Source organism: Desulfobotulus sapovorans DSM 2055, from assembly GCF_059569355.1.
This window is the reverse complement of sequence record NZ_JCANVJ010000016.1, coordinates 42,128-61,866: the sequence shown is the minus strand read 5'-3', so window position 1 is coordinate 61,866 and position 19,739 is coordinate 42,128. Positions and strand designations below refer to the sequence as shown.

Annotated in this window: 17 protein-coding genes; 14 read left to right on the top strand and 3 right to left on the bottom strand. The window is 55.6% G+C overall.

Annotated elements, in window-relative coordinates:
* Positions 1-2: 2 nt before the first annotated feature.
* Positions 3-245: a DUF2442 domain-containing protein gene (locus BR04_RS11580; protein WP_496356176.1), complete on the bottom strand. Its 243-nt coding sequence runs from the start codon at positions 243-245 to the stop codon at positions 3-5.
* 3 nt (positions 246-248) lie between these two features.
* Positions 249-617: a type II toxin-antitoxin system toxin DhiT gene (dhiT, locus tag BR04_RS11575; protein WP_496356175.1), complete on the bottom strand. Its 369-nt coding sequence runs from the start codon at positions 615-617 to the stop codon at positions 249-251.
* A gap of 273 nt (positions 618-890) precedes the next feature.
* Here dhiT and BR04_RS11570 point away from each other — a divergent pair, with 273 nt between their 5' ends.
* From BR04_RS11570 to BR04_RS11505, 14 genes are all read left to right on the top strand, one after another.
* Positions 891-4,259 carry an ATP-binding protein gene (locus BR04_RS11570; protein ID WP_496356174.1) on the top strand — a complete coding sequence of 1,123 codons (3,369 nt, stop codon included), beginning with the start codon at positions 891-893 and terminating at the stop codon, positions 4,257-4,259.
* 25 nt (positions 4,260-4,284) lie between these two features.
* The gene (locus tag BR04_RS11565) at positions 4,285-5,502 is read left to right on the top strand and encodes a DUF3322 domain-containing protein (RefSeq protein ID WP_496356173.1); all 1,218 of its coding nucleotides are present in this window, start codon (positions 4,285-4,287) and stop codon (positions 5,500-5,502) included.
* A 143-nt stretch (positions 5,503-5,645) separates the two neighbouring features.
* On the top strand, positions 5,646-6,410 hold the full coding sequence (locus BR04_RS11560; RefSeq protein WP_496356172.1) for an enoyl-CoA hydratase/isomerase family protein: 765 nt from the start codon (positions 5,646-5,648) through the stop codon (positions 6,408-6,410).
* 97 nt (positions 6,411-6,507) lie between these two features.
* Positions 6,508-6,936, top strand: coding sequence for a MarR family winged helix-turn-helix transcriptional regulator (locus BR04_RS11555; protein WP_496356171.1), 429 nt, complete (start codon positions 6,508-6,510; stop codon positions 6,934-6,936).
* A gap of 247 nt (positions 6,937-7,183) precedes the next feature.
* The gene (locus BR04_RS11550) at positions 7,184-8,890 is read left to right on the top strand and encodes an acyl-CoA dehydrogenase family protein (protein ID WP_496356170.1); all 1,707 of its coding nucleotides are present in this window, start codon (positions 7,184-7,186) and stop codon (positions 8,888-8,890) included.
* 214 nt (positions 8,891-9,104) lie between these two features.
* Positions 9,105-10,124 carry a DHH family phosphoesterase gene (locus tag BR04_RS11545; protein WP_496356169.1) on the top strand — a complete coding sequence of 340 codons (1,020 nt, stop codon included), beginning with the start codon at positions 9,105-9,107 and terminating at the stop codon, positions 10,122-10,124.
* Positions 10,115-10,873 (top strand): MBL fold metallo-hydrolase, encoded by a 759-nt coding sequence (locus BR04_RS11540; protein WP_496356168.1) that lies wholly within the window; start codon positions 10,115-10,117, stop codon positions 10,871-10,873. The genes BR04_RS11545 and BR04_RS11540 overlap by 10 nt, the downstream gene beginning before the upstream one ends.
* Positions 10,874-10,883: 10 nt before the next feature.
* A complete protein-coding gene (locus BR04_RS11535) occupies positions 10,884-11,603 on the top strand; it encodes a precorrin-2 dehydrogenase/sirohydrochlorin ferrochelatase family protein (RefSeq protein WP_496356167.1) in 720 nt (239 codons plus the stop codon).
* On the top strand, positions 11,594-12,409 hold the full coding sequence (gene ccsA / locus BR04_RS11530; RefSeq protein ID WP_496356166.1) for a cytochrome c biogenesis protein CcsA: 816 nt from the start codon (positions 11,594-11,596) through the stop codon (positions 12,407-12,409). Before BR04_RS11535 ends, ccsA begins: the two co-directional genes overlap by 10 nt.
* A 54-nt stretch (positions 12,410-12,463) precedes the next feature.
* Positions 12,464-13,888: a glutamyl-tRNA reductase gene (gene hemA, locus BR04_RS11525; RefSeq protein ID WP_496356165.1), complete on the top strand. Its 1,425-nt coding sequence runs from the start codon at positions 12,464-12,466 to the stop codon at positions 13,886-13,888.
* A gap of 287 nt (positions 13,889-14,175) precedes the next feature.
* Complete coding sequence (gene dksA / locus BR04_RS11520) at positions 14,176-14,538, top strand: RNA polymerase-binding protein DksA (protein ID WP_496356164.1); 363 nt, start codon at positions 14,176-14,178, stop codon at positions 14,536-14,538.
* On the top strand, positions 14,528-15,412 hold the full coding sequence (locus BR04_RS11515) for a PHP domain-containing protein (RefSeq protein ID WP_496356163.1): 885 nt from the start codon (positions 14,528-14,530) through the stop codon (positions 15,410-15,412). The genes dksA and BR04_RS11515 overlap by 11 nt, the downstream gene beginning before the upstream one ends.
* Before the next feature lie 162 nt (positions 15,413-15,574).
* On the top strand, positions 15,575-16,294 hold the full coding sequence (gene rnc / locus BR04_RS11510) for a ribonuclease III (protein WP_496356162.1): 720 nt from the start codon (positions 15,575-15,577) through the stop codon (positions 16,292-16,294).
* Complete coding sequence (locus BR04_RS11505) at positions 16,291-17,325, top strand: radical SAM protein (protein ID WP_496356161.1); 1,035 nt, start codon at positions 16,291-16,293, stop codon at positions 17,323-17,325. The genes rnc and BR04_RS11505 overlap by 4 nt, the downstream gene beginning before the upstream one ends.
* On the opposite strand, the gene BR04_RS11500 is transcribed toward BR04_RS11505, so the two are convergent.
* Positions 17,320-19,716, bottom strand: a complete 2,397-nt coding sequence (locus BR04_RS11500) for a penicillin-binding protein 1A (RefSeq protein WP_496356160.1) — start codon at positions 19,714-19,716, stop codon at positions 17,320-17,322. The genes BR04_RS11505 and BR04_RS11500 overlap by 6 nt on opposite strands.
* Between the last annotated feature and the right edge of the window lie 23 nt (positions 19,717-19,739).

The window sequence follows — 19,739 nt, the reverse complement described above, 5'->3', positions numbered from 1 at the left end:
TGTTATGTGATTTCATTTTTTTTTAATTCATATCCAATAGTCTCAGCACTCAAATCCTGCTCATTTGGCCAGATGATTCCGCAAAAAAAGGGTTTTACTTGCTTAAAATAATTTTTATCCTGTAACTGTTTAAATACGCCTTTATCTAAATAAGGTTTAACGTCAAATATCCCGGTTCGGCCATCAGACAATTCAACAAATAGGGTATAATCATCATTTGCATTGACTTTTTTAACCTTTAACATTGTTCACCTCAACGGTTCTATTTTATGGGGTTGCTGGCCTTCGACGGCCAATTTCCAGTTGGCTATCAAATCCTCCTGGTGGATTTCAACCCATGCTTGTATCAATTTGAGTTTTTTGTTTGGCATTTCACCACTTAAAACTTCACCTTCGGGTATTGAAATGACAGCATCATATTCACCATAATTGGCATGAATATGAGGTGTTTTATGTTCTTTATTATCAAAATAATACATGTAAATGATTATTCCATAAAACAGCGAAATAGTTGGCATGTTAATATCTCCATTATCATTTTCCGATCTATTTTCAGGCTTCCATCCAGTAGACTTTATGAATTTATCAAGTTCTCTTGCTGGAATTATTCTCGTCATGATCAAATAGTCTTAGTCTGCGTTTGGCGCATAATGCTCAGCCTGAGGTGACAACTACCCTGACACAGGGGGGCTGTTCCGGCGGCATGGCTTCCGAAAAGAATGACCTTTTCCGGATTCATGGGCCGAAGGCAGCGGATAATTTCTTTTTTCAGGGCTTCGATGGTTTCCGTCATTGTGTGAGGGTCTCCACTGTGAGGGGCTTTCAAGCTCTTGACTTTACTATACAGCATCCAGACAAGGAATCCAGCCTGAGAACGGCGGATGCGGACAATGAAAAAGGAGGGGCTGTCCATGGACGGGATGGGGGAAAACCTTGCCGGATTCCGCCTGCAACGGCTGGAGGTGCTGAACTGGGGCACCTTTGACGGGCAGGTCTGGAGCCTGATGCTCAATGGCAGAAACGCCCTGCTCACCGGCGATATCGGTTCCGGCAAATCCACCCTGGTGGATGCGGTCACCACCCTTCTTGTGCCCAGCCACCGCATTGCCTACAACAAGGCCGCAGGGGCCGAATCCAGGGAACGCAGCCTGCGTTCCTATGTGCTGGGACATTACAAATCCGGCCGCAGCGAGACGGGCGGCAGCGCGAAACCCGTGGCCCTGCGGGAGCCGGGAGCCTATTCGGTCATTCTCGGTGTCTTTGCCAATGCGGCATACGGAAAAACCGTGACGCTCGCCCAGGTGTTCTGGATCAAGGAGCTTCTGGCGCCGCCTGCCCGGTTTTTTGTGGCCTCTGAGTCGGATCTCTCCATCATTGCCGATTTTTCCGGATTCGGTTCAGATATGAAGGAACTTCGGAAAAAACTGAAAAAATCCCAGGCCAGCATTTTTGAGAGTTTTCCTCCCTACGGGGCCTGGTTTCGCAGACGTTTTGGCATTGAAAACGAGCAGGCCCTGGAACTTTTTCACCAGACCGTTTCCCTGAAGTCCGTGGGCAATCTTACGGATTTTGTCCGCAGCCACATGCTGGAACCCTTTGATGTGGCTCCCCGCATCGCAGCCCTGATTTCCCATTTTGACGATCTCAGCCGGGCCCATGGGGCGGTCTTGAAAGCCAAGGATCAGGTGGAGCGTTTAAGCCCCCTTGTGGCGGACTGCGAGCGCCATGGGGCTGAGGTGCAGGTTTCAGAAGAACTGCGCCAGTGCCGGGACAGTCTCAAGACCTGGTTTTCCCTGATGAAAAAGGAGCTTCTGGAAAAACGGCTGCAAGGCCTCAGCGAAGAGCTGGAGCGTCAGACCGTTCGGGAAAAGACCCTGGAAGAAAAACGGAAAGCCCTTCAGGCCGAGGAAAGGGATCTCAGGCAGGCGGTTGCGGAAAATGGCGGAGACCGCATGGCCCGCATGGAAGAAGACATTGCAAGGCTTGAAGATCAAAGAGCCCGCCGTCAGCAGCGGGCGGATCGGTATGGGGCCCTTGTCAGAAGTCTCGACATGCTGCCTGCGGAATCCCAGGAAAGCTTTTTTTCCCAGAAAAAGACCTTCTCGGATCTGAGGGAGAAGGGAGAGGCTGAGGAAGCCCGCCTTCAGAACGAGCGGGTGCAGGAGGAAAGGGTCTTTCAGGAAAAGCGCGAGGCCCACGAAGAGCTGATGGCGGAAATCCAGAGCCTGAAAGCACGGCGCAGCAATATTGATGCAAAGCAGGTGAGCCTGCGCAGCGCCCTCTGTCAGGCCCTGGATCTTCGGGAAGAACTCATGCCCTTTGCCGGAGAACTGATTCAGGTGCAGGAAACGGAGCGGGACTGGGAAGGGGCCATTGAAAGACTTCTGCGCAGTTTCGGGCTTTCCCTTCTGGTTCCCGAAGCCCTGTATGAAAAGGTGGCCCTCTGGGTGGATGCCACCCACCTGAAGGGCCGTCTTGTTTATTTCCGGGTGCGGCCCCAGACATCCCTTCCCGAGCCTTCCCTGCATCCGGATTCCCTTGTGAAAAAGCTCATGCTCAAACCCGATTCTCCCTTTTATTCCTGGCTGGAGCAGGAAGTGGCCCGCCGCTTTGATCTGGCCTGCTGCCGGGATTCGGCCCAGTTCCGCAGAGAAGTCCGGGCCTTAAGCCTTTCCGGCCAGACCAAGGGCCGTGACGAACGCCACGAAAAGGATGACCGCTTCCGTCTGGAGGATCGGAGCCGCTATGTGCTGGGCTGGACCAATACGGCCAAGATTCAGGTGCTGGAAAACCGGGCAAGGCTTCTGGAAGAGGCCATGAAGGGATCTGCGGCCCGTCTGGAAGCCCTTCAGAATCAGGGAAAGGCCCTCAAAAAACGGCTGGAAACCCTTTCCCGGCTGGATACCTTTACGGATTTCACGGAAATGCACTGGCAGCCTCTGGCCCTGGAGGCGGATCGTCTGGAAAAGGAAAGGCTGCACCTTGAAGCCAGCTCCGATATCTTGAGAATCTTCACCGCCCAGCTCCGGGAGGTGGAGGAAAAGCTGGAGCACAGCCAGAAGGCTCTCGATGGCTGCAAGACCCAGATGGGAAAGCTGGTTCAGCAGGAAAGTGATGCCAAGGCCCTGCATGGGGAGGTGAGCGCCCTTGTCCGGAAAGAGGAAGACAAAGCCCGTCTTTGGTTTGAGAGGCTGGAAGGGCTGAGGCAGGAGGCCTTTTCCCAGCGCAGCGTGGATCTTAAAAACTGCGACAAGGAAGAGCGGGACATGCGGGACTGGCTTCAGGATCGCATTGATGCCACAGAAAAGAGAATCAAGGGCTTAAGGGACAGGATCATTGATGCCATGCGGGCCTTCAGCACCCGCTATCCCCTGGAAACCCAGGAGATGGATGTGTCTGTCGCCGCAGCGGACGAATACAAGGGGCTGCTTCAGACCCTTAAAGCCGATGATCTGCCCCGTTTTGAGCGGCGTTTCAAGGAGCTGCTCAATGAAAACACCCTCCGGGAGGTGGCCCAGTTCCAGTCCCAGCTGGCCCGGGAGCGGGAAATCATCCGGGAGAGGCTGGACCGGCTCAACGAGTCCTTGAAGAAAATTGATTACAATCCGGGCCGCTATATCCTTCTGGAAGCCAGACCTTCCCAGGATGCGGATATCCGGGATTTTCAGGCCGGTCTGCGGGCCTGCACCGAAGGCAGCCTCAGCGCGGAGCCGGAAGATCCCCATGCGGAACAGCGCTTTTTGCAGGTGAAAGAGCTGATCGAACGTTTCCGGGGCAGGGAGGGCCAGAGTGAGATGGACCGGCGCTGGACGGCCAGGGTCACGGACGTGCGCAACTGGTTTGCCTTTGCCGCCAGTGAACGCTGGAAGGCGGATCACAGCGAGCATGAACATTATGCGGATTCCGGCGGCAAATCCGGCGGTCAGAAGGAAAAGCTGGCCTATACGGTTCTGGCCGCAAGTCTTGCCTATCAGTTCGGTCTGGAATGGGGGGCGGCCCGTTCCCGCTCCTTCCATTTTGTGGTGATTGACGAGGCCTTTGGCCGGGGTTCCGATGAGTCTGCCACCTACGGTCTCACCCTCTTTGCCCAGCTCAACCTCCAGCTCCTCATTGTGACCCCTTTACAGAAAATCCATGTGATTGAACCCTTTGTGGCGGGGGTGGGCTTTGTGCATACCCGGGAGGACGGCAGAAAATCCCAGCTCCGGAACCTTTCCATCGAGACCTACCGGGAAGAAATGAAGCGGCATCGGGCATGAAGGATCAAACGATAAAGGACAGGGCATGAAGAACAGGGCGTGGACGGATCTTGGGGATGTGCGTCAGAGGGTTCAGAAGCTCTGGGATCAGGGCCGGATTCTGGCAGGCCTTGTGGCGGAGGAGCCCCTTTTTCCCCTGCGCATTCCCCTGAAGGGGCCTTCGGCTTCCGAGATGGCTCCGCATTTTGCCGAGCTGCGGGACTGGGTGGCCCGTCTGCGTCAGAATGCCCGTCATTACCGCATCGTGTGGCGAAGGGTGCAGCACAGGCTCCTGGGAGCCAATGACATGCCTGAGGAAATCTGGGTGGACTCCCTGGAAGCGGCCGTAAGTCTGATCGGAAAAGAAAGGGAGGTGGCACTTTTCAGGGCCCTTCTGGACGAAACCCGCAGGGCAAGGCCGGAACTTCTCGACTGGCTGCGGAAAAGGCCGCTCAAGGCCCTGGAGCTTCTTCCGGACTGGCCGGGCCTCATGGGGGTTCTGGACTGGATGGCTCTCCACCCGAATCCGGGGCTTTATCTGCGGCAGATGGATGTCCGGGGGGTGCACAGCAAGTTTGTGGAAGCCCACAGGCTGACCCTTTCCGAGCTTCTCGAACTCAGCCTTCCCGCCTCCCCGGTGGATGCCGGAGCAAGGGGGGCAGGGGGGTTTTGCAGGCGCTACGGATTTCTTGAAAAACCTTTGCGGATTCGCTTCCGCATACTGGATGCCTCTTTTGCTGTCTTTTCCTGCATGGAGACCCTGGGGGAAGGCCCGGATCTGGATATCACCCTCACGGCAAAGGATTTCAGCCAGCTCCGCCTTCCGGTGAAGCGGGTGTTTATCACGGAAAACGAGATCAATTTTTTAAGCTTTCCCCCCGTAAAGGACAGCCTTGTGCTTTTTGGTGCAGGCTACGGCTTTGCCGCCCTGGAGGCGGTTTCCTGGCTTCAGCACACAGACCTTTATTACTGGGGCGATCTGGACACCCACGGCTTTGCCATTCTGGATCAGCTCCGGGCCCATTTTCCCCATGCGGTCTCCTTCCTCATGGACAGGGATACCTTTCTGGCCCATGAAACCTTCTGGGGAACGGAAGCCGCACCGGAAAAAAGACCCCTTCTGCGGCTTTCACCCGAAGAAGCGGCCCTGTATGGGGATCTTTCCCAGGACAGAATGGGAAAGGCCCTGAGGCTGGAGCAGGAAAGGATTTCCTTTTCATGGGTGAAGATGGCCCTTGAAAGGCTTTTTCCTGAAAAGCAATAAAAAAGAGAATCCCCTTTTGCTGCTTTATCCCTCTTCCGGGTTTTCCCAATATTGACAGCCCTCCGGCCTTTGATTAGTATGCAAGCCTTTTTAAGCGGATTGTCGCACACCCTCATCCGATACCCCCCTTCAAGGAGGCAGTCATGTTCAAGGAAAGCCTGGAAGACGGCATTGTCATTGTGAGCTTAAGCCACGGAAAAACCAACTCCATTACCCGCGAAACCATGGAAAAGATGGCCGTGGTGCTGGAAAAGGTGAACACGGATGACGCCATCAAGGGACTCATCCTCACCGGAGAAGGCAAGTTCTTTTCCAGTGGATTCCACCTGCCCACCTTCATCAACTTTAAGGATCACGCCGCAGCCGTGGAGTTCTTTGAGTTTGAGGAAGAATTCCTGCTGAATTTCTTCACCTGCAAAAAGCCCGTGGTCTGCGCCATGAACGGTCACACCGCAGCCATGGGTATGATTCTGGCCATGGCCTCGGATTACCGTCTGGTGACCAATCATCCCAAGGTCAAGCTGGGTATGAGCGAGATCAAGCTGGGGCTGGCCCTTACCGTTGCCGAGCTGGAAGTGATGCGCTTTGGTCTGGATACGGACAAGAAGTTCCGGGATGTCATGTATTTCGGCAACATGATCAACCCGGAAAAGGCCCTGGCCCAGGGGCTGGTGGACGAGGTGCTGGAAGCCGACCAGCTCATTCCCAGGGCCAAGGACGTGATCCGCACCTGGATCGACAACCCCGGCCGGGCCTTCATCACCATGAAGGATACCCTGAAATACGATGCCGCCCAGCGCATCCGCACCAAGCTTGCGGAGCTGGACTGGCGCTCCGGCCTGAACGGTTTCTTTGATCCCAATGTGAAGGCCACCCTGGAGTTTGTCCAGGCCACCATGGAAGGCTGATTTTTTTTGCCGTCCCCTGGGGGCAATGTGTGAAAATGGCTTGTCATGGAACGTCAAGTTTCATGGCGAGCCTTTTTCCTATGAAAGAAGGTTGATGATGGAACTCAAAGATTGCTTGGTTTTTCTTCTGGCCAAAAACAGTCAGGCGGGATACCGCTACTGGGGAAACTGCATTGCGGATCTCGGTGTGACCACCGTACAGGCCATGCTGCTCATTCTGCTGGGCCGCGAAGAGGGCCAGACCTCAAGACAGCTTGGGGAACAGACCCAGCTGGACAGTGCCACGGTCTCGGGCATTATCGACCGTCTGGAGGGGATGCAGCTCATCACCCGCAGGCGCAGCCCCGAAGACCGGCGTGCCGTACTGATTCATCTTACGGAAGCGGGCCGGGAAAAGGCCCTGGATCTGGATCGTCGTTTCGAGGAAGCCCATCAGGCCTTTCTTTCTGATTTCACGATGGAAGAACAGATGCTTTTTCGGAGTTTTCTGAAAAGGTTGCAGGAGACCCACGGGGGGATGCGCTAAGCCCCACCGGTGTACCGGTTTTTTCCTTCCATCCCTCTGTCCGTGAAACCTTTTTATCGCTGAACGTCATGTAAACCGGACACTTATCTCTTTTCTTTCTTTTATCCCTTGCGCACAAGGTATTTTTTGTCTTAGGATGGGCAAAGATTTTCACCAGAGGGCTTTGGCACGGATATGGTTAGCGCACAAGCTTTCCATGGCTGACGGCCTTTCACCACGGATACCTCTTGAAAAAGGGAGCTGGCACATGATCCTCTTCAACCCCAGACTGCACAACCGCAAGTATGCCGACGAAAAAACCCGGAAGATGATGCAGGCCATCATCGATCATTTTGAGGCCAAGGGCCTGAAAAGCATCAAGAAGGACTGGCACGAAAAGACCTGGAACCATGAATTTGTGAAATTCATGAAGGAAGAGCAGGTGCTGGCCACCCTCATGACCCCCGCAGGCTACGGCGCGGAAGATTCCCGCTGGGACACCTACAGAAACTCCGTTTTTGCCGAAATATCCGGCTTCTATGGCATCACCTACTGGTACACCTTCCAGGTATCCATGCTGGGCCTTGGTCCCATCTGGATGGGTTCCAACGAGGAAATCAAGCACAAGACCGCCAAATTTCTTCAGGACGGCGAGGTGTTTGCCTTCGGTCTTTCCGAAAAGGAACATGGCGCGGACATCTACTCCTCGGACATGATGCTCTACTCCCAGGAAGACGGCAGCTACAAGGCCAATGGGGATAAATACTATATCGGAAACGGCAACGAGTGTGCCATTGCCTCCACCTTCGGCAAGGTTGCGGGTACGGACGATTATGTCTTCTTTGCCGCCAATTCCAAGCATCCCCAGTATGAGTGCGTGAAAAACACCGTAAATGAGCAGAACTATGTGGCAGAATACGTGCTGCACGATTATCCCATCACCGATGCGGACATCATGGAGCGCGGTCCCAAGGCCTGGGACAACATGCTCAACACCATCAACGTGTGCAAGTTCAACCTGGGCTGGGGCGCCATCGGCCTTGCCACCCACGCCTTCTATGAAGCCATTGATCATGCGGGCAACCGCAACGTCTACGGCAAGTACGTGACGGATTTCCCCCATGTGAAGCGTCTTTTCACCGATGCCTACACCCGCCTTGTGGCCATGAAGGTCTTTTCCGAGCGGGCCATTGACTATATGCGCTCCGCCAGGGCCGATGACCGCCGTTACCTCCTCTACAACCCCATGGTGAAAATGAAGGTCACCTGCCAGGGCGAAGAGGTGATCAACATGCTCTGGGATATCATCGCGGCCAAGGGCTTTGAGGCGGAACCCTTCTTTGAGATCGCGGCCCACGAGGTGCGCATGCTGCCCAAGCTGGAGGGGACGGTGCATGTGAACATGGCTCTCATCGTCAAGTTCATGAACAACTTCCTCTTCAATCCTGCGGAATTTCCCAAGGTACCCAAGCGGGATGATGTGGCCAACGATGATTTCCTCTTTGACCAGGGCCCTACTGCGGGTCTCAGCAAGGTGCAGTTCCACGATTATAATCTTGCGTACAAAAATGTGGATCTGCCCAATGTGAACGTCTTCAAGGAGCAGATCAAAAGCTTCAAGAAATACCTGGTGGAAGCCACACCGGACAAAAATCAGGCCAAAGACATCGATTATCTTCTGGTTCTTGGCGAGATTTTCTGCCTTGTTCCCTATGGTCAGCTCATTCTCGAAGCACGGGAATTCTGGCCCGAGCTGGATGACAATCTGATTGAGGAAATCTTTGATTTCATGATCCGGGATTTCAGCAAGCACGCCACCACCCTCTTCAGCAAGCCCTCCAATACGGACAAGCAGAGGGAAATGGCGCTGGCCATGATCAAGGCTCCCGCGGCCAATCCGGAGCGTTTCAATAAAATCTGGACGGAGCAGGTGTACAGCCTGAAGGGTCAGTATAAGATGCGGGATCAGGAATAAGGTGTTTTAAAAATCTGCGGGCCTGAAGGTTTTCAGGCCCGGTGATCCGGATGCGCCGGTATTTCCTTTAAAGGGAGATCCCGGCGCATTTTTATTCCGGCAGGGACAGGTTGCCATGCGTCCTTCCGGATGTTAGAGGAGAAAGGGAAAAGAAAGCCGTCGGGTTCTTTTTTCAAAAATTTTTCAACCGTGCAGCCATCCGTGAAAGGACACCATGCCCCTTTCCAGTGCTGAAAGACTGCGTCGTTTCTATGCCTGTTTTGCAGGGGAGGATCAGGTACTTGTCCTGATTAACGCAGACCCCGATGCCATGGCCAGTGCCATGGCCGTGAAGCGGCTTTTGTGGCGGCGTGTGGCAGGCGTGACCATCGCCCACGTCAATGATATCCAGCGTCCGGACAATCTGACCATGGTGAGGCTTCTCGGTATCAAAATGATACATTTCCGGGATCTGCCCCACTGGCGCTACCGTCGCATTGTGCTGGTGGATTCCCAGCCGGATCACCATGACTGTTTTGCCCTTTTCCGTCCCGATGTCCTCATTGATCATCATCCCGAATCCTGCGTGGTGGGGCGTTTCTGTGATGTCCGGCCAAAGTACGGTGCCACAGCGAGTATGCTGACGGAATACCTGCGGGCTGCCCGTATTACCCCGTCGTCCAAGCTGGCCACGGCGCTTTATTATGCCATCAAGACGGATACGGCGGATTTCCAGCGCAAGACCATCATGGAGGATATCAAGGCCTTTCAGTATCTCTTTCGTTACATCAACCCCCAGGTGGAACGCAGAATTGAAAACACGGAAATTCTTCTTGAGAGCCTGGGGACGTTTGAAAAGGCGCTCAAGTCCCGGGTGCTCCGGGGGAATCGCCTGTACGCCCATCTGGGAGAGGTGAGCAACCCGGATATCTGTGTACAGATTGCCGATTTTTTTATGCGCGTGGATGCGGTGAACTGGACTATTGTTTCCGGTATCTATGAAAAAAAACTGGTGATCATCTTCCGCAATGATGGTATCCGCCGATCGGCGGGTCTTGTGGCTTCGGCGAGTTTCGGTAAGATAGGCTCTGCGGGCGGGCACAAGGGCGCTGCCCGGGCGGAAATTCCCCTTGGGTCTCTCGAAAAAATGGTGAACCTGAGAAGCGTCAAAGAGGTGGGTACCTGGATTCGGGATCATGTGGAGATCCGTACCCAGAAAAAAAAGGCCAAAGAAAAGGAAACCGCATGCGCGTGACCCTGCTGGGCTCCGGAACCTGTGTTCCCCGCTTGGAAAGGGCCTCCAGCAGTCTTCTGGTGGAGGCAGGTTCCCTGAGCATTCTGGTGGATTGTGGTCTGGGAACCCTGCACCGCCTTCTTGCAGCGGGAAAAGATCCTGCTGACGTGGATCTGCTTTTTCTGAGCCACTTTCATCCGGATCATACGGGTGAGCTGGTTTCCCTGCTTTTTTCCGGGAAGTATGCGGGAAAATATGGGCGTAAAAAGCCCCTCACCCTTGTGGCAGGCCGGGGGCTTGGTGATTTCTATGGGGGGCTTTGCCGTGTCTACGGGGAGTGGGTGGATCTGAACGGCGGGCTTTTTTTACGGGAGCTTCCCCTGGAGGAGCCATTTTTCTGGGAGTTTCAAGGTGTAAGACTGGGGGGCATCCCCGTGAACCACAGGCCCGAAAGTCTGGCCTTTTCCGTGGAAAGGGACGGAAAGCGGGTGGTGATCTCGGGAGATACGGATGACTGTCCGGAGCTGGCGGGCTTTGCTGCGGGTGCGGATCTTTTTATCTGTGAAGCGGCCATGCCCGATGGCCTGAAGGTTCCCGGTCACCTGACCCCTTCCCTTGCCGGAGCTCTGGCGGAAGAGGCCGGTGTGGGACGACTGGTACTGACCCATTTTTATCCGGAATGTGATTCTGCGGATGTACTGGCCCAGGCCGGAGCCGTGTTTCACGGTTCTGTCTTCAAAGCCCAGGATCTCATGACCTTTGAGGTATGAAGGAATTTTCATGTCCTATCCGCTTTTTCTCAATGTCCGGGATCTGCCCTGTCTGGTTGTGGGCGGGGGGCGTGTGGGGTTTCGCAAGGCAAGGGGTCTTCTGGAAGCCGGAGCCTTGGTAACGGTGGTGGATCCGGAACCCCTGGAAGCCCTGACGGTTCCTGGAGAAGGACTGACCCTGAAGCGGCGGGAATTTTGCACCGCAGACCTGGAGGGGATGCGCCTTGTCTTTGCCGCTACCCACAGCAAGGATGTGAATGCAGCGGTGGCGGAAGGGGCGAGGCTGCGGGGGATCTTCTGCAATGTGGCCGATGATCCTTCCGCGTCGGATTTTTTTCTGCCGGCTCTGGTGAAGCGGGGGGATCTTGTGCTGGCCATCTCCACGGGAGGCCGCAGTCCGGCCTTTGCCCGAAGACTGCGCATGGATCTGGAAGCCTCCCTTGATGATGCCTACCTGCCCTTTCTGGATCTTATGGGAAGGGTGCGGGAAATCCTGCTGCAAAGGGAACATGCTCCGGACAGCCACAGGGAGATATTCCGGGCCCTCGTGGAGGGTTCCCTGCTGGAGGATCTGCGAAGGGGAGACCGGTCGGCAGTGATCCGTGCCCTGGTGCCCTTGGTGGGGAAAGAGATGGCAGAAACCCTGGTTTTATCTGTGATGCAGAGTGATGTCCCGTCCCCTTCAGGGAGTCCGGGTCTTTTCCGGAAGAAAGAGGAGTCATGCCGATAATTTTCAGCCTTTATGCCCTGAGCACCCTCGCATATCTCGTGTTTCTTCTTTTTAAAAAGGAAGTCTGTCAGCGGGCGGGGTTTTTTCTGCTTTGCGCAGGCTTTCTCGGACACGGGATTCTTCTGGGGAAAAGCTGGGTGGATGCGGGGCATCTGCCCCTTTTTGATCTGGCGGGCAATCTTTCCTTCTGTGCCTTCATTTTTGCGGGTACCTTCATTGCCCTGAAGCACCGCTACCATGTGAAGATTCTGGGAATTTTTGCGGCCTGTGTCACGGCCTGCCTGGTTCTTGCCTCCTGGCTTCTGCCCTCTGTTCCCGTGACGCCGGATCCGGCTTATGGCAGCCTCTGGGTGGTCATCCATGTGGCGGCCAGTTTCGGGGGCAATGCCGCCTTTACCCTGGCCTTTGCCGTGGGGCTGCTCTACCTCCTTCTGGAGCGGCGTATCAAAGAGAAGCGGAAAGATATTTTTTTCCGGCGTCTGCCTTCCCTTGAGCTTCTGGATGCCACAGGGCATGCCTGTGTCATTGTGGGATTTTCCCTCATGACCCTGGGCATGGCCACGGGGATTCTCTATGCCCGGGCCGTATGGGGGCACTTCTGGAGCTGGGATCCCAAGGAGGTCTGGTCTCTGGTGGTCTGGCTGGTGTATGCAGCCCTGCTCCATGGGCGGCTTTCTTCGGAATGGCGGGGCCGTAAGGCGGCCCGCATGGCGGTTTTCGGTTTTCTTCTGGTTCTTTTTACCTTTCTTGGGGTGAACTTCCTCTTTATGGGACATCATGGGGATTTTACACGCATCGGGAATTAAAGCCCTTGCGGGTTGAGGAAGACGCCCTGTGCAGGTGCGTCGGGATGGGATGGTATGGCAAGACTTCCGGGTATTCTTCTTTTGGGGATGAACCATAAAACCGCAGCCCTGGAGGTGCGGGAAAAGCTTTCGCTGAACGCGGAGGAGGTGGATACCCTCCTCCTCACCTTGAAACAGTCCGGAGATCTTTCCGAGGTTCTGGTGCTTTCCACCTGCAACCGGGTGGAAATTCTTCTGGCTACCGACCATACATCAAGGGCCAGGGAAACGGTGATCCGGGAATTGTCTGCCAAAAAAGGTCTGCCAGCGGATTTTTTTCTGCCCTCCTTCTATGTGCATGAGGGCATGGCTGCGGTGCGGCATCTTTTCCGGGTGTCGGCGAGCCTGGATTCCATGGTGCTGGGAGAACCCCAGATTCTGGGGCAGGTGAAGCAGGCCTACCAGCGTGCAACGGGGGTGGGAGCCTCCGGGCCTATTTTAAACCGTATGCTGCACCGGGCTTTTCAGGTGGCCAAACGTATCCGAACGGAAACGGGTATCGGCGACCATGCCGTTTCCATCAGTTACGCGGCCATTGAACTGGCCAGAAAGATTTTTGGTTCCCTGGAAGGCCGCAGGGCTTTGCTTCTCGGAGCAGGAGAGATGGCGGAGCTGGCCGTGGAGCATCTGCTGCGGCACAGGATCAGTGGTATCCTTGTCGCCAACCGTACCTTTGACCGGGGGCTGGCCCTGGCCCGGCGTTTTGGGGGGGAGGCCATACGCTTTGAAGATGCCTTTGCCTCCCTTGGCGATGTGGACATTGTGATCAGCTCCACAGGGGCTCCGGATTATGTGATCCGCAAACAGGACATCAAACCCCTCATGCGTAAACGGCAGAACCGTTCCCTCTTTTTTATCGACATCGCCGTTCCCCGGGATGTGGATCCGGCCATCAACACCCTGGACAATGCCTATGTATACGATATTGATGACCTTCAGGGCGTGGTGGATGACAATCTGGAGGAAAGGCGTCAGGAGGCGGGCCGTGCCGAGGGGATCGTGGAAGAGGCGGTGCTGCGCTTCACGGAATGGGTGGAGGGCCTTGCCCTGGTGCCCACCATCAAGGCCTTGCGGGAAAAGGTGGGGGGAATTCTGGAAGAGGAGCTGCGCCGAACCCTGGGAACAAATGCTTCCGGACAGAAGGAAGGTGCTGAAGCCCTGGAGCGCATGGTGGAGGCCATGGTGACCAAGGTTCTCCATGATCCCATCTGTCTTCTGAAAAGCGGGGGCATGCATGGGAATCAGGATCGCTATCTCGGCTGGGTGCGTCTTCTCTTTGCGCTGGATGAACCGGTTCAGGGAGGAGCACCAGGGAGGATGCCGAAGGGAGGGGCTGCACAGAGGGCAGAAGAGATGGGAATGAGCTGTGAGGACGGGGGAAATGACCGTCAGGCGAACTGGGTGCTCTGTTGCGGTTCCCGGCGGAAGGATTCGGCCTGATGCCAACATTTTTTATGACGGAGAGCGTGGGAGCCGGAAGCAGTTTGTATGCAAGATAATCCTCTGGAAGCAGGTTGCCGAAGGGGATGGCGTCGGGAGGGGAAGAGGGGTCATGGTGTAAAAGCCCTTTACATTGAAAAAGCCCTTATGGTATGCAGGCGTACTTTTTGACAGGCATACCGCCTGTGGGTTTTTCCATGCCGGTGTCTGTCAGCGATGTGATCTGTGTTTTGTAAGGGAGATGCGGTTTGGTTCGGCGCTGATGCGATACGTGAGGAGGATTTCCCATGGATAAAGAACAGCTGGAGTACTTCAGAACCTATCTTGTGACGCAACTGGATGAACTGCTCCATCAGGCCGATGACACCGTAAGCGGCATGACGGAGCCCAAGGAGAACTTTCCTGACCCCACAGACAGGGCTTCCCATGAGTCCAACCGGAATTTTGAACTGCGTATCCGGGATCGGGAGCACAAGCTCATTAAAAAAATCAAGCAGGCTCTGGAACGCATTGAGAATGCCACCTTCGGAGTCTGTGAAACCTGCGGTGAGGACATCGGCGTTGAGCGCCTTAAGGCGAGGGCTGTGACCACCCAGTGCATTGACTGCAAAACCAAATCCGAAAAAATGGAAAAAGCCCTTGGTCTCTGACCGCTCTTCCCGGCCTGTGGATCTGCATACCCACAGTACGGCTTCGGACGGGGCCATGTCTCCCCTGGCTCTTGTGGTGGAAGCGGTATCCCTGGGTCTTGCTGCCCTTGCCATTACAGATCACGATACCCTGGCCGGTGTTCAGGAAGTCCTGGATGCCGGTTTTTCTTTGGATCTGGATTTTCTTCCCGGTGTGGAGATCAGTGTCCGTCCCCCGGAGGGCTTTGGCATTGCCGAAAGTCTGCATATTCTGGGCTATGGGGTGGATCCCCATGCGTCTGGCCTTTCCCTTTTGCTGGAAAACCTTCAGCGGGCACGGGAAGAGCGCAACCCCCGGATGATTGACAGGCTGCGGACTTTGGGGTTTGACCTTTCCTTTGACGAGGTGCTGGCCCGATCCGATGGGGGGCTTGTGGGGCGGCCCCACATGGCGCGGGTGATGGTGGAAAAGGGCTATGTAAAGGATATGGAGACGGCCTTTTCCCGTTTTCTTGGCAGGGGACGACCTGCCTATGTGGAAAAGGGGCTGGCGGGCTGGGAAGATGCCATGGCAGCAATCCGGGAAGCGGGAGGTATCGCCGTTCTGGCCCATCCCGGACTGATCCGGGAGCTGGATCGTTCCCGGTTGTTTGCGCTCCTGAAAATCCTCATGGACGGTGGTCTTGGCGGGCTTGAGGTGTATTATCCGGCCCATGGCCCGAATTTGACGGCGGATCTGAAGGGGTTCTGTACACGGCTGGGACTTCTCCCCACCGGCGGATCCGATTTCCATGGTGAACTGCGGGACGGAATTTCCCTGGGCTCGGGCCATGGGACTCTTTTTGTGCCCTATGCGGTATATGCGGATCTTCGGGAGGCTCTGGGGCGTATATAGTTTTTGGGATGGGTTTACCAGCTCGGACAAAAATTGTCGGATCTGGTAAGCGTATCCCTCAAAGTGTTCTGTTGTGTTCCCTGTTTTTTTTGAAAAGGCGGGGGCTTTCCCGTTTTTCGGGCTACAGCCCTTTTTTACGGACTTTCAACCGGAATATCTTTTATGAAACCGACCTCTTTGCCCATGGCAGACCTTCAAAAGGCCATGGGTCATTGTTTTAAAAAAGCTGAACTTCTGGAAACGGCCCTCTGTCATTCTTCCTTTGTCAATGAGCATGCCCTGGTTCTGAAGGACAATGAAAGGCTGGAATTCCTGGGGGACGCTGTGCTGAACCTTGTGATTGGCCACCTGCTTATGGAGCGTTTTCCCAGGGTACGGGAAGGGGATCTGTCCCGCATCCGGGCCAGTCTTGTGAATGAACGGCAGCTGGCCTCTGTGGCCAGGGTGCTGGATCTTGGCGCCCACCTGCGTCTGGGCCGGGGGGAGGAGCAGACCCGTGGACGGGACAAGGATTCCATTCTGGCCGATGCCTATGAGGCTCTGGTGGCTGCGGTTTATCGGGATGGGGGCTTTGACGCGGCCTTTGCCTTTGTCCGACGCTGCTTTGCGGACATCCTTGCAGGTCTCAATGTGGCGGAAAGCATCCATGACGCCAAAAGCCGTTTTCAGGAAGAAGTGCAGATGCGCTACAAGCTGACGCCTGTTTATCGCACTGTGGCTGAGGAAGGCCCGGATCATGACAAGGTCTTTCATGTGGAGGTGCGGGTGCGGAATCTCTGTACCAGGGGAACGGGAAAAAGCAAGAAGCTGGCGGAACAGGATGCGGCGGCCAAAGCCCTGCTGCTTCTGACCTCCGGAAACCAGGGATCGCTTCAGGGGTGAAAAGAAAGAAGCCTTTCATCATTCCCCTGTTCCTGCCCCATGCCGCCTGTCCCCATCATTGCCTTTTCTGCAATCAGAAAACCCTGCATCCTGAAAATCCTGCGGTGGATCTTGCGGCCCTGCGACGGGAGAGGGATCGTTGGCTGGCCTTTCCCAGAGATGGGGAACGGCCTGTGGAGCTGGCTTTTTTCGGGGGAAATTTTCTGGGACTGCCAGAGGAGGATATCCTTGGCTGTGTGGCCCTTGTTTCGGAGACAGAGGGAGCGGGGATACGGGTTTCCACCCGGCCGGACAGTCTTCAGGATAGGGTTTTATCCCTTCTGGCGACAGGGGGGGCAGGAATTACCGTGGAGCTGGGGGTACAGTCCCTGGATGACCGGGTACTGCGCAGATCTGCCCGGGGCCATGATGCGGCATCCGTGGAAAGGGCGGTTCACATGCTGCGGCACTATCCTGTCCGTGTGGGAGCCCAGATGATGCTGGGCTTGCCCGGCGCTACGGAGGCTTCAGACCGGGTCTCTGCACAGAAGCTGGCGGCACTGGGGGTGGATTTTGTCCGTGTCGCGCCTACACTGGTACTTTCAGGAAGCGGGCTGGAGACTCTGTACCGCAGGGGGCGTTATCTTCCCCTGGACTTTGCCGGGGCCGTGCAGCGCACGGCGGTCTTCAGCCATATTCTGGAATCCTGTGGCATTCCAGTGGTGCGTATGGGGCTTCAGGAGGATGATGCACTGCGATCCGGTCTTGTGGCAGGGCCGCACCATCCGGCCTTTGGGGAGTGGGTTCGGGGATACCTTCTTGGAGAGCAGGTTCTGACAGCTCTGAACGCTCTGGGTGCTCCGGAACCGGGGGAGGGGATTGTGATTCGGGTCTCTCCCCGGCTTCGGGGACGTTTGCAGGGGATGGAAGGCAGCAATCTGCCCCGTTTTTTCCAAGCCCTTTTTCCCGCCCCGTTCCGGATTCATACGGAGCGGAACAGGGCGGCGGATTTCTGGGCGGTTGAAAGGGAGTTTCTGAAAAAGACGCTATAGGCCTTCTTTGAAAAAGTCCTTTTCATTTTCAATTTCCCCGGATCTGGGGGAATATTCCGTGGGCTCATTACCCTTCTGGAAATACTCAAAGGCCGTGGCTTCGGACTCGGGGGTGGGGAGCAGCCCTGTTTTGGTATCAATTCTTACGGATACGATGCCCGGAGGCGGTGGCGGAAAGGCCATGGGTTTCCGGGAGGCATGGAGGGTCTCCATGAAATCCACCCAGATGGGGGCGGCTGCCCTGGAGCCCGTTTCCCCGTCTCCCAGCTGGCCTTCTTCATCAAATCCCACCCAGACCCCGGCAACATAGGCCGGGGTATAGCCCAGAAACCAGGCATCGTTGAGGTTGTTGGTGGTACCGGTTTTTGCCGCCACAGGCCAGCCTTTTCGGGTGAGGGCTTTGGCCCGCCAGCCCGTACCGTTGGACACCACACTTTCCAGCAGACTGGTCATGAGAAAAGCCGTTTCTTCGGGAATCACCCTTTCATGGAAGGGGGCATTTTTTTCGATCAGCCTGCCATCCCGATCCCGGATTTCCGTGACAAAAAGGGGTTCGGTGAGCTGGCCCTGATTGGCAAAGACTTCGTAGCCGTTGACCAGTTCGAGGAGGGAGTGTCCGGAGGATCCCAGGGCAATGGACAGATCTCTGTTGATGGGTGAGGTGATCCCCAGTTTGCGGACATATTCCAGGGTGTACTCCAGGCCGATGTCTTCCATGATCTTGATGGTGATGACATTTCTGGACTTGGCCAGGGCTTCCCGAAGAAGGGTCGGCCCATAAAAAGTATCCTGGTAGTTTTTGGGTTTCCAGGTGAAATCCCTTTCCCTGTCCCGGAAGACAAAGGCATTGTCCACAATTACGGAAGCAGGGGTATAGCCCTTGTCCAGGGCTGCGGCATAGATGAAGGGCTTGAAGGAGGAACCCGCCTGTCGCCTGGACTGTAAGGCCCGGTTGAACTGGCTGGCCCGAAAATCATATCCTCCCATGATGGCCCTCACCATCCCCGTAGAGACTTCCATGCAGAGCAAGGCACCCTGAATTGTGGGGGTCTGTTCCAGGCGGAGTTCCCAGAGGCCGTTTTCCTGTTTTTTGACAAGGCGAACCAGAATGTCATCGCCGACCCGCAGGGCCTGACCGGGAGTCTGGATGCGGGCGTTGTAATGGGGGATGTCCGGGTCGGGTTTTCTGGCCCAGCGCATGGTTTCCATGGGGATTTCCCCGGTATTTTTTCCAAAACGCACCCGGGTTTTTTTACCCGTATTGTCAACATGCACCACAATGCCCCGGCTCAGCATTTCCGGAACCGGTTCGGGAAAGCCGTTTTCTTTTTCCATATCGCTAAGGGCGGTTTCCACGCCGGAAAGTCCCACATTGCGCCTGGCTCCCCGGAATCCCTGACGTTTGTCCAGATCCAGAAGACCTTTCTGAAGAGCGTTTTCTGCGGCCCTCTGTGCGTTAATATCCAGGGTTGTCCGAATTTGCAGCCCTTCTTCGTACAGAGCCTTTTCACCGTAGCGGTTCAGGATGTGCTGGCGGATATGTTCCGTAAAATAAGGGGCCATTTCCATGTAGATGTTCTGGCGGGGATAGATTTCCAGTTTTTCCTGCCGGGCTTTTTCCGCGTCTTCTTCCGAAAGGACGCCATTGGCAACCATGCGGGAGAGAACATAAAGCTGACGTTCCCTGGCCCGTTCAGGATGGCGGAAGGGGGAATAACGGCTGGGGGCCTGGGGAAGACCCGCCAGCATGGCGCACTGGGCCAGGGACAGGTCGGCGGAAGAAAGACCGAAGTAGTTCTGGGCGGCGGCTTCCACGCCATAGGCACCGTGGCCAAGGAAAATCTGGTTGAGATAAAGATGGAGAATTTCCTCTTTTCCCAGATAGCGCTCAATTCTGTACGCCAGAATGGCTTCCCGGATTTTACGGAGATAGCTGCGTTCCGGGCTGAGAAAGAAGGATTTGGCCACCTGCTGGGTGATGGTGCTGCCGCCCTGAACAATGCCGCTGGCCTGGATGTTTTTCATGAAAGCCCGCAGGATGCCCAGGGGATCGATTCCTTTGTGCTGAAAAAAACGGGCATCTTCTGCGGCAAGGAAGGCCTCAATGAGCATGGGGGGCATGGTTTCCAGCGGAATCACAATGCGCCGTTCCCGGAAAAATTCGGCAACGATGGTACCGTCTGCCGCATAGACCGTGGAAACGGTGGGAGGGCGATAGGCTTTCAGCGCGGAGACGGAAGGCAGATCCCTCGAGAAATAGACATAGGCGGCACCTGCGGTCAGGGACGCGCCGATAAGGAGCAGCAGAAAGGTGATGCACAGCCACTTCAGGAAAGAGCGGCCCTTCTTTGCAGGGGGCTTGACCTCCCTTTTTTCTTCAGAAAAATCCATGTTTTCTTTTCCGTTTTGACGTA

Bases quoted from the DNA above. Each gene is read 5' to 3' on its own strand.
- BR04_RS11580 (WP_496356176.1), bottom strand. From the start codon at position 245: ATGTTAAAGGTTAAAAAAGTCAATGCAAATGATGATTATACCCTATTT.
- dhiT (WP_496356175.1), bottom strand. From the start codon at position 617: ATGACGAGAATAATTCCAGCAAGAGAACTTGATAAATTCATAAAGTCT.
- BR04_RS11570 (WP_496356174.1), top strand. From the start codon at position 891: ATGAAAAAGGAGGGGCTGTCCATGGACGGGATGGGGGAAAACCTTGCC.
- BR04_RS11565 (WP_496356173.1), top strand. From the start codon at position 4,285: ATGAAGAACAGGGCGTGGACGGATCTTGGGGATGTGCGTCAGAGGGTT.
- BR04_RS11560 (WP_496356172.1), top strand. From the start codon at position 5,646: ATGTTCAAGGAAAGCCTGGAAGACGGCATTGTCATTGTGAGCTTAAGC.
- BR04_RS11555 (WP_496356171.1), top strand. From the start codon at position 6,508: ATGGAACTCAAAGATTGCTTGGTTTTTCTTCTGGCCAAAAACAGTCAG.
- BR04_RS11550 (WP_496356170.1), top strand. From the start codon at position 7,184: ATGATCCTCTTCAACCCCAGACTGCACAACCGCAAGTATGCCGACGAA.
- BR04_RS11545 (WP_496356169.1), top strand. From the start codon at position 9,105: ATGCCCCTTTCCAGTGCTGAAAGACTGCGTCGTTTCTATGCCTGTTTT.
- BR04_RS11540 (WP_496356168.1), top strand. From the start codon at position 10,115: ATGCGCGTGACCCTGCTGGGCTCCGGAACCTGTGTTCCCCGCTTGGAA.
- BR04_RS11535 (WP_496356167.1), top strand. From the start codon at position 10,884: ATGTCCTATCCGCTTTTTCTCAATGTCCGGGATCTGCCCTGTCTGGTT.
- ccsA (WP_496356166.1), top strand. From the start codon at position 11,594: ATGCCGATAATTTTCAGCCTTTATGCCCTGAGCACCCTCGCATATCTC.
- hemA (WP_496356165.1), top strand. From the start codon at position 12,464: ATGGCAAGACTTCCGGGTATTCTTCTTTTGGGGATGAACCATAAAACC.
- dksA (WP_496356164.1), top strand. From the start codon at position 14,176: ATGGATAAAGAACAGCTGGAGTACTTCAGAACCTATCTTGTGACGCAA.
- rnc (WP_496356162.1), top strand. From the start codon at position 15,575: ATGAAACCGACCTCTTTGCCCATGGCAGACCTTCAAAAGGCCATGGGT.
- BR04_RS11500 (WP_496356160.1), bottom strand. From the start codon at position 19,716: ATGGATTTTTCTGAAGAAAAAAGGGAGGTCAAGCCCCCTGCAAAGAAG.